11 protein-coding genes, 4 tRNA genes and 3 rRNA genes are annotated in these 15180 nt (G+C 45.5%); 15 read left to right on the top strand and 3 right to left on the bottom strand.

Going from position 1 to position 15180, the window contains the following annotated elements; genetic code table 11:
* Positions 1-115 precede the first annotated feature (115 nt).
* From MHH41_RS02855 to MHH41_RS02865, 3 genes are all read left to right on the top strand, one after another.
* A complete protein-coding gene (locus MHH41_RS02855) occupies positions 116-1105 on the top strand; it encodes an aldo/keto reductase family protein (RefSeq protein ID WP_050945658.1) in 990 nt (329 codons plus the stop codon).
* A 152-nt stretch (positions 1106-1257) separates the two neighbouring features.
* Complete coding sequence (locus tag MHH41_RS02860) at positions 1258-1443, top strand: CsbD family protein (protein WP_003213978.1); 186 nt, start codon at positions 1258-1260, stop codon at positions 1441-1443.
* 148 nt (positions 1444-1591) lie between these two features.
* Entirely contained in the window at positions 1592-2254 is a 663-nt protein-coding gene (locus MHH41_RS02865) for an O-methyltransferase (protein WP_106066398.1), read from the top strand.
* A 36-nt stretch (positions 2255-2290) separates the two neighbouring features.
* On the opposite strand, the gene MHH41_RS02870 is transcribed toward MHH41_RS02865, so the two are convergent.
* Both MHH41_RS02870 and MHH41_RS02875 read right to left on the bottom strand, forming a co-directional pair.
* Positions 2291-2611: an AzlD domain-containing protein gene (locus tag MHH41_RS02870; protein WP_106030211.1), complete on the bottom strand. Its 321-nt coding sequence runs from the start codon at positions 2609-2611 to the stop codon at positions 2291-2293.
* A complete protein-coding gene (locus MHH41_RS02875) occupies positions 2608-3333 on the bottom strand; it encodes an AzlC family ABC transporter permease (RefSeq protein WP_335365542.1) in 726 nt (241 codons plus the stop codon). Before MHH41_RS02875 ends, MHH41_RS02870 begins: the two co-directional genes overlap by 4 nt.
* Positions 3334-3626: 293 nt before the next feature.
* On the opposite strand from MHH41_RS02875, the gene MHH41_RS02880 reads away from it, so the two are divergent.
* Entirely contained in the window at positions 3627-4502 is an 876-nt protein-coding gene (locus MHH41_RS02880; protein WP_034620208.1) for a DMT family transporter, read from the top strand.
* Between the two features lie 71 nt (positions 4503-4573).
* Complete coding sequence (locus MHH41_RS02885) at positions 4574-5593, top strand: S66 family peptidase (protein ID WP_226804703.1); 1020 nt, start codon at positions 4574-4576, stop codon at positions 5591-5593.
* 192 nt (positions 5594-5785) lie between these two features.
* Here the strand turns inward: MHH41_RS02885 and gltP are convergent, their stop codons facing one another.
* Positions 5786-7036 (bottom strand): glutamate-aspartate/proton symporter GltP, encoded by a 1251-nt coding sequence (gene gltP, locus MHH41_RS02890; RefSeq protein WP_034620243.1) that lies wholly within the window; start codon positions 7034-7036, stop codon positions 5786-5788.
* 369 nt (positions 7037-7405) lie between these two features.
* On the opposite strand from gltP, the gene MHH41_RS02895 reads away from it, so the two are divergent.
* The 10 genes from MHH41_RS02895 to tsaB all read left to right on the top strand — a co-directional run bounded on the left by MHH41_RS02895 (position 7406) and on the right by tsaB (position 15175).
* Positions 7406-7482: transfer RNA gene (locus MHH41_RS02895), tRNA-Arg, on the top strand.
* A gap of 11 nt (positions 7483-7493) precedes the next feature.
* Positions 7494-7567: transfer RNA gene (locus MHH41_RS02900), tRNA-Gly, on the top strand.
* Between the two features lie 178 nt (positions 7568-7745).
* Positions 7746-9294: ribosomal RNA gene (locus MHH41_RS02905) — 16S ribosomal RNA — on the top strand.
* Positions 9295-9476: 182 nt separating this feature from the next.
* A 23S ribosomal RNA gene (locus MHH41_RS02910) occupies positions 9477-12407 on the top strand.
* A gap of 61 nt (positions 12408-12468) precedes the next feature.
* A 5S ribosomal RNA gene (rrf, locus tag MHH41_RS02915) occupies positions 12469-12584 on the top strand.
* Together the 16S, 23S and 5S rRNA genes with 4 tRNA genes alongside form the textbook arrangement of a ribosomal RNA operon.
* Positions 12585-12602: 18 nt before the next feature.
* A tRNA-Met gene (locus MHH41_RS02920) sits at positions 12603-12679 on the top strand.
* Between the two features lie 4 nt (positions 12680-12683).
* Positions 12684-12760 (top strand) — tRNA-Asp (locus MHH41_RS02925).
* 277 nt (positions 12761-13037) lie between these two features.
* Complete coding sequence (gene thiL / locus MHH41_RS02930) at positions 13038-14015, top strand: thiamine-phosphate kinase (protein WP_322000737.1); 978 nt, start codon at positions 13038-13040, stop codon at positions 14013-14015.
* Between the two features lie 13 nt (positions 14016-14028).
* Positions 14029-14505 (top strand): tRNA (adenosine(37)-N6)-threonylcarbamoyltransferase complex ATPase subunit type 1 TsaE, encoded by a 477-nt coding sequence (gene tsaE / locus MHH41_RS02935; RefSeq protein ID WP_003214433.1) that lies wholly within the window; start codon positions 14029-14031, stop codon positions 14503-14505.
* Positions 14486-15175, top strand: a complete 690-nt coding sequence (gene tsaB, locus MHH41_RS02940; RefSeq protein WP_322000738.1) for a tRNA (adenosine(37)-N6)-threonylcarbamoyltransferase complex dimerization subunit type 1 TsaB — start codon at positions 14486-14488, stop codon at positions 15173-15175. The genes tsaE and tsaB overlap by 20 nt, the downstream gene beginning before the upstream one ends.
* Positions 15176-15180 lie beyond the last annotated feature (5 nt).

Genomic DNA, 15180 nt, shown 5'->3' on the forward strand with positions numbered 1-15180 from the left:
ATGGAAATATTTTTAGTTATATAATATATATATATATTTATCTTAATATATATATTATACATATTAACGGCCTCTTTTTATAATGAAAGTATTCTTTCAAAAGGAGGGCATTATTATGGAGTATAGTAAACTTGGAAATAGTGGATTAACAATTAGTAAACTTGCATACGGAAACTGGATTAATCATGGTGGTAAGATAAATGAAGAAACTGCCCATGATTGTGTGAAAGCTGCTCTTGATGTTGGTATTACGACGTTTGATACTGCTGATGTTTATTCAGACACCAAGGCTGAAGAGATACTAGGCAGGTCTTTAAAAGGGATCCGGCGGGAGAGCATTGAACTATGTACAAAAGTATGTCATCCAACCGGTACTGGGAAAAACGATAGAGGATTATCACGCAAGCATATTTTGGAAAACTGTCATGCCTCTTTGCGACGTTTACAAACGGATTATATTGATATTTACTATGCACACAGGTTTGATCCAACTACACCTCTGGAAGAAACGATGTTAGCTTTCGCAGATTTAGTAAGACAGGGGAAAGTGAACTATATTGGTGTAAGTGAGTGGACAGCAGAACAAATTACTCGAGGGGCAGCGCTTGCACGAGAGCTAAAAGTCCCCCTAATTGCCAGCCAACCTCAATACTCCATGTTATGGAGAATCATTGAAAGTGATGTAATACCGACCTGTCAGCGCGAAGGACTTGGCCAGGTAGTATGGTCGCCTTTGGCCCAGGGAATCCTTACTGGAAAGTATCTCCCAGGAAAATCACTTCCGACTAATTCGCGTGCTAACTCACCTGCTGGAAAACCCTTTTTTAAAAACCTTGCTCAACGCTGGATGAATAATAATACCTTAGAGGCGATCCAAAAGCTTAAGCCCATCGCACAAGAGGTTGATCTTACTCTCGCTCAGCTTGCAATAGCATGGGTACTGCAAAATCAGAACGTTTCTGCAGCAATTATCGGTGCATCTAGTCCAGAACAGGTGAGGGAGAATGCTTTAGCATCTGAGGTGAAAATTGAAACTGAGATGATGAATCAGATTGACGAAATTCTAGGTGATCTTGTTGAGTACGATCAGAGTAAAACAGGTTAAAGCTTTTAAGTCTATCTTATAGATCATTATTTTTAATCCAGCCGACCTTGGCTGGATTTTCTTGTTGCTGTAGTTTCTTGGATCGCACACTCAGATGTTTTGTATCTGTGAAAAAGGCTAAATGAATAGTATCAAACGTGGAGGTGGAACAAATGAGTGAAGAAAAAGGACATATGGATAAAGCGAAAGGAAAAACAAATCAAGCCAAAGGTCAATTGAAAGAGAAGCTTGGCGAAGCAACAGATCATCAAAACCTGAAAGCAGAAGGGAAAAAGGATCAAGCCAAAGGAAAGCTTCAAGATAAAAAAGGGGATTTGAAAAATCACCTGAACCAGTAAATCCGAAAACATGGCACTGCTTCATGTCTCCATCATGACATGTCTTTCATCAATAAAATGAATAGATGTGTGAAAAGAATTGATTATACGCGCTCGCTATCATCATGTAGACTTGAGACAGAAGACATGATCAAGGGAGATGGTTGAGATGAAGCAAGTGTGGGAGAAAGTTGACGAGTATATCACAGACAAGTTGATTCCTAAAGATGATGTTTTGGAGCAAGCTCTTACTCATAATAAGCAAGCAGGCCTGCCAGAAATTGATGTGTCACCAGCTCAAGGGAAAATGCTTTATTTATTAGCAAAAACCAAGAATGCAAAGCGCATTTTAGAGATCGGGACACTTGGTGGATACAGTACCATTTGGTTGGCGCGTGCTCTTGAAGAGGATGGAGAACTCATCACATTAGAGGCTGTCAGCCACCATGTACAGATTGCGCAGCAAAACATTAGTAGAGCGGGCTTATCGGAACGGGTGAGCATTTTGCAAGGAAAGGCATTGGATACGCTATCTCAGTTAAAAGAGAGGGATGTGCTTCCATTCGATTTGATTTTCATTGATGCAGACAAACCGAACAACCCGAAATATCTAAAGTGGGCGTTACACTTCTCAAAAAAGGGAACAGTCATTATTGCAGACAATGTCGTCAGAAATGGAGCAGTCCTTCATGACTCTGATGGGGATGAGCGAGTTCAAGGAACTCGTGAATTTTTCAATTTACTCAAACAAGAGTCAAGAATAGAGGCTACAGCCATTCAAACTGTTGGTGAAAAGGGTTACGATGGATTTGTATACGGAATCGTAAAATGAAACAAAGCTTAACCACATGCGGTTAAGCTTTTTCTTTTAAAAAAACCATCTGGCAGTCCCCATCAGCAGGACGCCTACAAGAACAGTAAGTGATAAGCTCTTTGTCCAAACAGCGATCACGACGGTAGGAACCAAGACAGCAAGGTACATCCAGTGAATGGTGACACCTGTTGTGGTATGAATGAACAAATGCTCTGCAATTAAAGCCGTAAAGATACAAATGGGAATAAACGATAACCACTTGAGCACCACTTCAGGCAGCTCGATACTTCGTACAAATATAAAGGGAACGACCCTTGGAATCACAGTGACAATCATACAGCCGAGAATGAGCCACATCATAAAACTGCTGATCATTTATCTGTCACCACCCCAATGGTTGCGACAATTATGGTGGCTAATAGAACAGCCACGTGTGATGGAACAAAATGAAGCAGGACAAACATCGCAACGACCATATACAAAACAAGTGACAGGCGATGGGTTAATTTACTTTTAGGCACAGTTTGCAAAGAAAGAACCAGCAGTGCAGCAAACATAGCGGAAAGAGCAAAATCAAGACCAAGTGCTTCAGGATTTGAGATCCAGTGTCCAAAAATGCCGCCAAGTATACAGGCAGCAATCCAGCACAAATAAGCCGTTATGTTCAGCCCGTGCATCCACCGGTTATTCAGCTTTCCATGCTGAGCTAATTTATTCATGGCTACGCCAAAGGATTCATCAGTCAGCAATAGACCGAATCCAATATTTTGTTTTAAAGAGTAGCATGTAAAATGAGGAGCCAGCGTCAGGCTTAGTAATAAATGACGCAGATTCACAATAAATGTAGTGAGAATAATAGCGGAAAGGGGGCTTCCCGTGACAAGCAGTGCACAGATAATAAACTGTGAAGCACCTGCGTAAATAAAGATTGCTAGAAGCGCAATGTCCCATAGGCTCAACTGTGCGCTAATTCCAACAATTCCAAAGGCAAACCCGATACTCATATAACCAAGCAGGGTTGGCACACAATCTTTTATTCCCTCGAGAAATGGTTCATGTTCCGTGCTGGGAATATGTTTTTTAGCTTCAATATCCAACGACCTCTACTCCTTTTCTGCGTGACGACCTATAGTTTTACTTACTATATGAAAACGAATTTAGCATGTCAATATCCCCTTATCTTCTATTATATAAAGAAAAAAGGTGCAAAAAGGATTGAAGTCATCCAGAATCTGTTATAAAGTATCAGAAAATAAAAAAATTGGAGTGACGACAATGCTGTGCAAACCTTTGTTTGAACATGATGTTCCAAATGCCCTCCGTCCATAACGGAGAGTGATCTCCGTTTGTGGATATGGTATTCAAAATATCCAATAACGGAGGGAAAATGATGAATGAAAAATATATAGGCGCCCTTTACCTAGCAATCGCAGCAAGTATTTGGGGCGGCATGTACGTTGTTGTCAAAGTAACAGTAGCGGTTGTTCCGCCACTTGAACTCGTCTGGATGAGATATGCTGTAGCAGGAGTCGTGTTGGTGATCACCATTTGGCGCTTGGGCTATTCCTTTCGATTAGATAAAAAAGATATCCCCCTTATGGTGTTGATTGGGCTGATCGGAAATTTCCTTTCAATCGTGACCCAAGAAATTGGGACGATGTATACCTCTGCACAAATGGGGGCTGTTATTACATCTGCAACTCCTGCGTTTATGGTGCTGTTTGCTTTCTTTCTATTAAAAGAAGCCATGACTGTTCGAAAATGCGCATCCATCCTGCTTGCTACAGCAGGTGTATGGCTCATGATTGGACCAGTTGCAGTACAGACAGATGAATTTGTCGGTGGTCTTTCATTGGTCTTCGCTGCTTTAACATGGGCGCTGATGTCTGTTTTGCTCAAACGTGTCCCAGGAAAGTACCCTCAGGTGGTGACAACCACATATGCGATCATCATTGCATTCATTGTTTTAACACCGCCTGTATTATTTCGTTTACCTCACCTAGATGTGGAACAGATGGCAAGGCCGGAGATTTGGGGCGGTATTCTTTATCTAGGCATCATCTCAACAGCTCTAGCATTCTTTTTATGGAATAGAGGGCTTCAATTAATGGATGCCTCAAGCGGCGGTTTGTTCTTTTTCTTTCAACCGATCGTAGGTGCCGTTCTTGGCTGGCTGCTTTTGGGAGAAGAAATGGGATTACGCTCATTCATTGGCATTCTATGTATCTTTGCAGGTGTCTATACTGTGCTGCGTCAAAAGGAATAAAAGAAGATGTCCCTTGTAATAGGGGCTCCTCTTTATAAATGAGAGATTGAGAGAGGATGGAGGGAAATAGGATGATACAATTTCCACAATTACAAAAAGGACAAACAATTGGCGTCACAGCACCTTCCTCAGGTGTACAGCCGTCTTTGCATGACATGTTTCAGCTCTCATGCGAGCGAATGAAAAAAAGAGGCTATGATGTCATATGTGGAGATACGGTATGGCACCAGGAAAAGGCAAAATCAGCTCCTGCCGTAGAACGAGCAAAGGAGCTTCAGTACATGATGACCTGTGATGAGATTGATCACATCATCCCGCCATGGGGAGGGCAGCTTCTGATGGAGGTGTTAGAGCACCTTGATTTCTCATCGATGCAAAAAAAGTGGATTCTTGGTTACTCAGATACGAGTGCGCTTCTGCTGGCGTTAACTTTAAAAACAGGCATTGCCACTGCGCATGGACCGAACCTAGTAGATCTTCAGGGAGAAGAGCTTGATCAAACGACTGTCATGTGGGAAGAAGTACTTTCAACAAAAGGGGAAATGGACATCAGCCAATATTCTTCATCAATGTATCAAAAGGAATGGCAGTATGACAATCCGATTGAACATGTTTTTCATTTAACAGAACCGACCGCATGGCATACGGTTGATCGACAAGAAAAGATGGTAAAGGGGAGGCTAATGGGCGGCTGTATTGATGTCATACGCCACTTAGCTGGGACGCCTTTTGGAGATGTCAAAGCTTTTCAAAAAACATTCTTAAAAGATGAACCAATTCTTTGGTACTTTGAAAACTGTGAATTAAATGCTGTAAGCGTGAAGAGATCGCTTGTTCAATTGAAACTAGCAGGATGGTTTGACCATTGTTCAGGTATTATGTTTGGGCGAAGTGCAGTAGATGTGCCTGTGGAAGGGTATCAGTATCATGATGTATATGAAGAATTACAAAAGGAATTACAAATCCCCATTTTTTACGATATAGATTGTGGGCATGTCCCGCCGCAAATGACGCTAATTAATGGCGCATATGCAGAAGTGCAGCTGCAACCTCAAGGCAAAGCGGTCCTAAAGCAAGCATTTTTATCATAAGAAAAGGAAAGGGGAAGCCCTTTCCTTTTGTTTTCTTTTCAGCGTGATAGAAAACCTTTGAAGTCTAGGAAGGACGAGTACCGGAGCGGAGCGAATTTGACATTCGTGAGCACCGGAGCGCAGGACTGACAACGAATGCGAGGGTTTGTCTACACGCTGAAGGAAAGGGGAAGCCCTTTCCTTCATATAACACTACATTCCTTTTGTTTCTTCACCTGCTTTTGGAACTTCCCAAGCAGACTCGCGGAATACTTTCTCCCATTTCGATACGACAATACATGCAACGGCATGACCTGGAACATTCACACCTGTTCGTGCCATATCCATAATTCGATCGACACCGGCGATAATGGCGACGCCTTCTGCTGGAAGACCTACTGCATGGGCGGTTGCCAAAAGGACGACGAGTGAACCGGATGGCACCGCTGCAATCCCTTTACTCGTTAACACAAGAACAAGCATCATCAAAAGCTGCTGTGACAAACTCATGTCGACACCAAACGCTTGTGCAAGAAACACACAGGAAACCGATAAATATAAACTGGACCCATCACAATTGAGAGAAAGACCAGATGGAATGACAAAGGAGACAATTCTTTTCGGACAGCCGTATTTCTCCATTCGTGACATAAGCTGAGGAAGGACGGTTTCTGTACTTGTAGTAGAGAAGGCAACCAAGAACAAATCCCAAATCATTTTTAAAACTTCGAAGTAGTTAAAACGGAAGATCAGTGCGACCAGAGGGAACAAAGCAAAGAGAATAATGAATAAACCTAAAAATACAGTCCCAACAAGCTTCATCATCGGGATTAATAACACAATGCCATATTGACCAACAGAAGCAGCCATTAATGCAAGCACTCCAATAGGTGCTGTCACCATGACCATCTGCGTTAGCTTAAACATAATTTGTGCCACTGATTCAAAGAAGTTGAGAACAGGAGCGGATGCCTTACCGATACCGCTAGCCGCTACACCAAATAATATGGCGAAGAAAATGACAGCTAGTAAATCATTTTGAGCCATGACATCGACGATATTCGTTGGAATGATATCGAGTACCATTTGTTTAAAGTCGACGACTTTCTGCGTATAGCCGTCTAATTCACCAATATCTTTCTTAGCTAATTTAGAGAAATCAAGGCCAACGCCAGGCTTTAGAACATTAGCCAGCAATAGACCAATTCCTAGAACGATGGTTGTGATGACCTCAAACCAAATGATCGTCTTTAATCCTAGGCTTCCCATTTTCTTCATACCACCACTGCCGGCTGCACCAATAACAATGGTAGAGAAAACGATAGGAACAACAATCATTTTAATCAACCTGATGAATCCATCTCCAATTGGCCTGAGAGCCATCCCGAAGTCAGGAAAGAAATGGCCGATAAGAGCTCCTATCACCAAAGCGATCATGATTTGAAAAGCGACGAACTTTTTCATCATCTCCTACCCCCTTTAAATGCTTGGAAAATTTTAAGAATTTTCCAATAAATAAAAATTCTATGTGACCATGTTTTGTCCTCCTTTGGATTTAGAAAGATTTTATTTAAGAATCATTGGAATTATGAAGAAAGGGAAGAAAATAGGGCTATTGCATTTCTATTTATCTAAGAAAAAACGACTTCTTAAAAAACATGAAACTTTTTTAGAAAAATGTATTGACCCTTTTATGTGATCCATGGTATATTTTTATTCGTCGCTGATGACGTATTTGAAACAAAGACATTCAAACACATGCGACAAACAAATCTCAAAAAGATATTGACTTGATAAAAACGATATGTTAAGATAATTAAGTCGCCTGATTAAGCGCCCGTAGCTCAATTGGATAGAGCGTTTGACTACGGATCAAAAGGTTAGGGGTTCGACTCCTCTCGGGCGCGCCAATACAAACCACGCGGGTGTAGTTTAGTGGTAAAACCTCAGCCTTCCAAGCTGATGTCGTGAGTTCGATTCTCATCACCCGCTCCATTTTTTGAAATATGATCTTTGAAAACTAAACAAGACAAAACGTACCTGTTAATTCGAGTTTTTATAAAAAATCCTATGTTATATCATAGGTAGTCAGTCAAACTGGCGAGGCAGGAAATGATCACATGCTAAGTTCGCTACATCGTGTAGCAACGCATGTGTGATATGCATCCTGCATACCTCGGAGAGTTTGATCCTGGCTCAGGACGAACGCTGGCGGCGTGCCTAATACATGCAAGTCGAGCGAACAGAAGGGAGCTTGCTCCCGGATGTTAGCGGCGGACGGGTGAGTAACACGTGGGTAACCTGCCTGTAAGACTGGGATAACTCCGGGAAACCGGAGCTAATACCGGATAGTTCCTTGAACCGCATGGTTCAAGGATGAAAGACGGTTTCGGCTGTCACTTACAGATGGACCCGCGGCGCATTAGCTAGTTGGTGGGGTAATGGCTCACCAAGGCGACGATGCGTAGCCGACCTGAGAGGGTGATCGGCCACACTGGGACTGAGACACGGCCCAGACTCCTACGGGAGGCAGCAGTAGGGAATCTTCCGCAATGGACGAAAGTCTGACGGAGCAACGCCGCGTGAGTGATGAAGGTTTTCGGATCGTAAAGCTCTGTTGTTAGGGAAGAACAAGTGCGAGAGTAACTGCTCGCACCTTGACGGTACCTAACCAGAAAGCCACGGCTAACTACGTGCCAGCAGCCGCGGTAATACGTAGGTGGCAAGCGTTGTCCGGAATTATTGGGCGTAAAGGGCTCGCAGGCGGTTTCTTAAGTCTGATGTGAAAGCCCCCGGCTCAACCGGGGAGGGTCATTGGAAACTGGGAAACTTGAGTGCAGAAGAGGAGAGTGGAATTCCACGTGTAGCGGTGAAATGCGTAGAGATGTGGAGGAACACCAGTGGCGAAGGCGACTCTCTGGTCTGTAACTGACGCTGAGGAGCGAAAGCGTGGGGAGCGAACAGGATTAGATACCCTGGTAGTCCACGCCGTAAACGATGAGTGCTAAGTGTTAGGGGGTTTCCGCCCCTTAGTGCTGCAGCTAACGCATTAAGCACTCCGCCTGGGGAGTACGGTCGCAAGACTGAAACTCAAAGGAATTGACGGGGGCCCGCACAAGCGGTGGAGCATGTGGTTTAATTCGAAGCAACGCGAAGAACCTTACCAGGTCTTGACATCCTCTGACAACCCTAGAGATAGGGCTTTCCCTTCGGGGACAGAGTGACAGGTGGTGCATGGTTGTCGTCAGCTCGTGTCGTGAGATGTTGGGTTAAGTCCCGCAACGAGCGCAACCCTTGATCTTAGTTGCCAGCATTTAGTTGGGCACTCTAAGGTGACTGCCGGTGACAAACCGGAGGAAGGTGGGGATGACGTCAAATCATCATGCCCCTTATGACCTGGGCTACACACGTGCTACAATGGACAGAACAAAGGGCTGCGAGACCGCAAGGTTTAGCCAATCCCATAAATCTGTTCTCAGTTCGGATCGCAGTCTGCAACTCGACTGCGTGAAGCTGGAATCGCTAGTAATCGCGGATCAGCATGCCGCGGTGAATACGTTCCCGGGCCTTGTACACACCGCCCGTCACACCACGAGAGTTTGCAACACCCGAAGTCGGTGAGGTAACCTTTATGGAGCCAGCCGCCGAAGGTGGGGCAGATGATTGGGGTGAAGTCGTAACAAGGTAGCCGTATCGGAAGGTGCGGCTGGATCACCTCCTTTCTAAGGATATATGGAGCAGCGTGCGTTTTCGTCTTGTTTAGTTTTGAAGGATCATTCCTTCAAGACATGTCTCTAGCGAGACAGGATTGTTCTTTGAAAACTAGATAACAATAAGTAATACATTCACATTGAATGCAATGCAAAGTTCATCACACATAGTGATTCTTTCTAAAGTAAGAAATGGTTAAGTTAGAAAGGGCGCACGGTGGATGCCTTGGCACTAGGAGCCGATGAAGGACGGGACGAACACCGATATGCTTCGGGGAGCTGTAAGCAAGCTTTGATCCGGAGATTTCCGAATGGGGAAACCCACTGCTCGTAATGGAGTAGTATCCATACTTGAATACATAGAGTATGAGAAGGCATACCCGGGGAACTGAAACATCTAAGTACCCGGAGGAAGAGAAAGCAAATGCGATTCCCTGAGTAGCGGCGAGCGAAACGGGAACAGCCCAAACCAAGAGGCTTGCCTCTTGGGGTTGTAGGACACTCTATACGGAGTTACAAAGGAACGATATAAGCGAAGAGGTCTGGAAAGGCCCGCCAAAGAAGGTAACAGCCCTGTAACTGAAATGTTGTTCTCTCCAGAGTGGATCCTGAGTACGGCGGAACACGTGAAATTCCGTCGGAATCCGGGAGGACCATCTCCCAAGGCTAAATACTCCCTAGTGACCGATAGTGAACCAGTACCGTGAGGGAAAGGTGAAAAGCACCCCGGAAGGGGAGTGAAATAGATCCTGAAACCGTGTGCCTACAAGTAGTCAGAGCCCGTTAAAGGGTGATGGCGTGCCTTTTGTAGAATGAACCGGCGAGTTACGATCCCGTGCAAGGTTAAGCAGAAGATGCGGAGCCGCAGCGAAAGCGAGTCTGAATAGGGCGCATGAGTACGTGGTCGTAGACCCGAAACCAGGTGATCTACCCATGTCCAGGGTGAAGTTCAGGTAACACTGAATGGAGGCCCGAACCCACGCACGTTGAAAAGTGCGGGGATGAGGTGTGGGTAGGGGTGAAATGCCAATCGAACCTGGAGATAGCTGGTTCTCTCCGAAATAGCTTTAGGGCTAGCCTCAAGGTAAGAGTCTCGGAGGTAGAGCACTGATTGGACTAGGGGCCCCTACCGGGTTACCGAATTCAGTCAAACTCCGAATGCCGATGACTTATCCTTGGGAGTCAGACTGCGAGTGATAAGATCCGTAGTCGAAAGGGAAACAGCCCAGACCGCCAGCTAAGGTCCCAAAGTATACGTTAAGTGGAAAAGGATGTGGAGTTGCTTAGACAACCAGGATGTTGGCTTAGAAGCAGCCACCATTTAAAGAGTGCGTAATAGCTCACTGGTCGAGTGACTCTGCGCCGAAAATGTACCGGGGCTAAACGTATCACCGAAGCTGCGGACTGTTCTTACGAACAGTGGTAGGAGAGCGTTCTAAGTGCTGTGAAGTCAGACCGGAAGGACTGGTGGAGCGCTTAGAAGTGAGAATGCCGGTATGAGTAGCGAAAGACGGGTGAGAATCCCGTCCACCGAATGCCTAAGGTTTCCTGAGGAAGGCTCGTCCGCTCAGGGTTAGTCGGGACCTAAGCCGAGGCCGAAAGGCGTAGGCGATGGACAACAGGTTGATATTCCTGTACCACCTCCTCACCATTTGAGCAATGGGGGGACGCAGGAGGATAGGGTAAGCGCGGTATTGGATATCCGCGTCCAAGCAGTTAGGCTGGGAAATAGGCAAATCCGTTTCCCATAAAGGCTGAGCTGTGATGGCGAGCGAAATTTAGTAGCGAAGTTCCTGATTCCACACTGCCAAGAAAAGCCTCTAGCGAGGTGAGAGGTGCCCGTACCGCAAACCGACACAGGTAGGCGAGGAGAGAATCCTAAGGTGATCGAGAGAACTCTCGTTAAGGAACTCGGCAAAATGACCCCGTAACTTCGGGAGAAGGGGTGCTTCTTAGGGTGTTAAAGCCCCGAGAAGCCGCAGTGAATAGGCCCAGGCGACTGTTTAGCAAAAACACAGGTCTCTGCGAAGCCGTAAGGCGAAGTATAGGGGCTGACGCCTGCCCGGTGCTGGAAGGTTAAGAGGAGCGCTTAGCGTAAGCGAAGGTGCGAATTGAAGCCCCAGTAAACGGCGGCCGTAACTATAACGGTCCTAAGGTAGCGAAATTCCTTGTCGGGTAAGTTCCGACCCGCACGAAAGGCGCAACGATCTGGGCACTGTCTCAACGAGAGACTCGGTGAAATTATAGTACCTGTGAAGATGCAGGTTACCCGCGACAGGACGGAAAGACCCCGTGGAGCTTTACTGCAGCCTGATATTGAATGTTGGTACAGCTTGTACAGGATAGGTAGGAGCCTTGGAAACCGGAGCGCTAGCTTCGGTGGAGGCATCGGTGGGATACTACCCTGGCTGTATTGACCTTCTAACCCGCTGCCCTTATCGGGCAGGGAGACAGTGTCAGGTGGGCAGTTTGACTGGGGCGGTCGCCTCCTAAAATGTAACGGAGGCGCCCAAAGGTTCCCTCAGAATGGTTGGAAATCATTCGCAGAGTGTAAAGGCACAAGGGAGCTTGACTGCGAGACCTACAAGTCGAGCAGGGACGAAAGTCGGGCTTAGTGATCCGGTGGTTCCGCATGGAAGGGCCATCGCTCAACGGATAAAAGCTACCCCGGGGATAACAGGCTTATCTCCCCCAAGAGTCCACATCGACGGGGAGGTTTGGCACCTCGATGTCGGCTCATCGCATCCTGGGGCTGTAGTCGGTCCCAAGGGTTGGGCTGTTCGCCCATTAAAGCGGTACGCGAGCTGGGTTCAGAACGTCGTGAGACAGTTCGGTCCCTATCCGTCGCGGGCGCAGGAAATTTGAGAGGAGCTGTCCTTAGTACGAGAGGACCGGGATGGACGCACCGCTGGTGTACCAGTTGTTCTGCCAAGGGCATCGCTGGGTAGCTATGTGCGGACGGGATAAGTGCTGAAAGCATCTAAGCATGAAGCCCCCCTCAAGATGAGATTTCCCATTCCGCAAGGAAGTAAGATCCCTGAAAGATGATCAGGTTGATAGGTCTGAGGTGGAAGCGTGGTGACACGTGGAGCTGACAGATACTAATAGATCGAGGACTTAACCTATATTCTAATGTGAAGTTTGAACATTGTTATCTAGTTTTGAGAGAACATTCTCTCCATCAGGTTTGGTGGCGATAGCGAAGAGGTCACACCCGTTCCCATACCGAACACGGAAGTTAAGCTCTTCAGCGCCGATGGTAGTTGGGGGTCTCCCCCTGTGAGAGTAGGACGCCGCCAAGCTTGTTATATTTATATCGTCGCGGGGTGGAGCAGTTCGGTAGCTCGTCGGGCTCATAACCCGAAGGTCGCAGGTTCAAATCCTGCCCCCGCAACCAAAATGGTCCGGTAGTTCAGTTGGTTAGAATGCCTGCCTGTCACGCAGGAGGTCGCGGGTTCGAGTCCCGTCCGGACCGCCATTTTTATGACTTGTAAACGAAAACGTATAGTTTCGTTTTTTTTTATGTCTTTTTCTTTTCATACGTATCCAATATACATTGAATGGCTTTGTGTTTGGTTACACGTTATGTAAAAAGAAAAGATAGATCACTTCAACCCAGCCTGGTTTTTTCATACCAGGCTTTCTTTATATCATTTTTAATTGAAACTGAAACTCATATTGGCTTACACTAATACTAATTATGTCTGACATCGTGTCTATTCAATCAATTGATTGCATGAAGGGGCTGTCTTTTTATGGATGAATTTGATCTTATTCGCCGAATTACACCAAAAGAAACACATCAGCGTTCTTTGGTTATGGGTATCGGAGATGATGCAAGTGTTTATCAACCTCATTCACATTGTGAAGAGGTCGTTTGTGTTGATACAATGGTGGAGCATGTTCATTTTCGCTTTGATTTTTCCACACCTTTTGAGATTGGCTTTAAAGCACTAGCGGTCAATGTCAGTGATATCGCCGCAATGGGAGGAACCCCAAAGTATTATCTTGTATCAATTGCGATCCCGCCTCATGGTGATGAGACGATCGTTTCAGCTCTTTACGAGGGAATGAGAGCATTGGCTGATACTTATCATATGGATTTGATTGGTGGAGATACGGTTGCCACTCGCAGTGACTTTGTCATTACAGTGACGGTCATTGGCGAGGTACCAAATGGAAAAGCTTGTTATCGTCACAGTGCTCAGACAGGAGACGTCGTCTTTGTCACAGGTGAGCTTGGTTCATCAGCTGCTGGCTTATCACTTTTAATGAACGAAGTAGCCCCTCCCAAGGCAGTCGACACAGCCTTTTTTCTTGAGCGTCATAAAAAGCCTCAGCCCCACATTGCTGCTGGCCTCATTTGCTCAAGCTTCCCGCGGGTCACCTTGAATGATGTGAGTGATGGATTAGCGAGTGAGCTGAATGAGATAGCTGAAGCGAGTCGTGTGACGATAGAGATAGAAGCAAACAAGCTCCCAGTACATCCAAATTTACCAGTGCTGCGTAAAGACTGGCTGGAATGGGTGTTATTTGGCGGGGAAGACTTTGTATTAACTGGTACAATTTCAGAGGCTGATTGGGATAGCTTTGAAATGCAATGTAGAAAAAAAGACATTCAAGTCAAACGCATTGGACAAGTCAAAGGTGATCAAGCAGCAAGCGTACTATTAAAAGACAATGAACAGCAAACAATGTTAATGAAAAAAGGATATAATCATTTTAAGAAATGAGGTGACATCCACTGTGAAATTAACGTGGACGACAAAAGGTGCGGATGAGACGAAACGAATTGCCGCTGCATTGGCCAAACTTGTGATGCCAGGCGATGTTTTGACATTAGAAGGAGATTTAGGCGCAGGCAAAACGACTTTTTCAAAAGGTTTTGCAGGAGGCTTAGGGATTACCCGTATCGTCAACAGCCCTACCTTTACGATTATTAAAGAATATACCGATGGCAGACTGCCACTTTATCATATGGATGTGTACCGCATGGAAGATGCGGAAGAAGATATCGGGCTCGAAGAATATTTTGAGGGCGAAGGTGTATGCTTGGTTGAGTGGGCACATCTCATTGGACCTCAATTGCCTTCCTCCTACTTGAAAATAGAAATGCTAAGAACAGAACGTGAAGAAGAACGTCATCTCACGTTTAGTGCAAAAGGGGAACGCTATGAGACCCTTTGTAAGGAGATGAAAGAATTTGACCATACTGGCAATTGATACGTCAAACCATACACTAGGAATTGCCCTTGTCAAAGATTCCACAGTGATTGGCGAGAGCATTACGTATTTAAAAAAGAACCATTCCGTCCGAGCGATGCCGACTGTTGAGGCATTGATGAAAGAATGTGGTGTAGCCCCAAGTGAACTAAGTAAAATTGTTGTAGCAAAAGGACCTGGTTCCTACACTGGGGTCCGAATTGGTGTGACCATTGCCAAAACACTCGCATGGACGCTGTCTATCCCGATATCAGCTGTTTCGAGTTTAGAAACACTTGCGGCAAATGGTCAATACTTTGATGGATGGATCTCGCCACTATTCGATGCGAGAAGAGGACAAGTATATACTGGGCTATATACGTTTAAAGAAGGAAAAATCAAAGAGATCAAACCAGACCAAAATATCTTGCTCACGGATTGGCTTCATGAGCTGAAGCAGACAGGAAAGCCTGTCCTATTCCTTGGACAGGATGTGCATCTTCATGAAGAAAGCATTGGCTCCATTTTAGGAGAAACGGCTGTGATAGCGGAGGGAGCTTTTCATAACCCAAGACCTTCAATGCTTGCGTTTTTAGGGGCATATCGTCCTGCTGAAGATGTCCATCAGCTTGTTCCTAACTATATTCGTTTGGCAGAAGCGGAAGTGAAATGGCTTGAAGGACAAAAATAATCTCA

Source organism: Bacillus sp. FSL K6-1145 (assembly GCF_038003425.1).
In the GTDB taxonomy this organism is placed as follows: domain Bacteria; phylum Bacillota; class Bacilli; order Bacillales; family Bacillaceae; genus Bacillus; species Bacillus pumilus.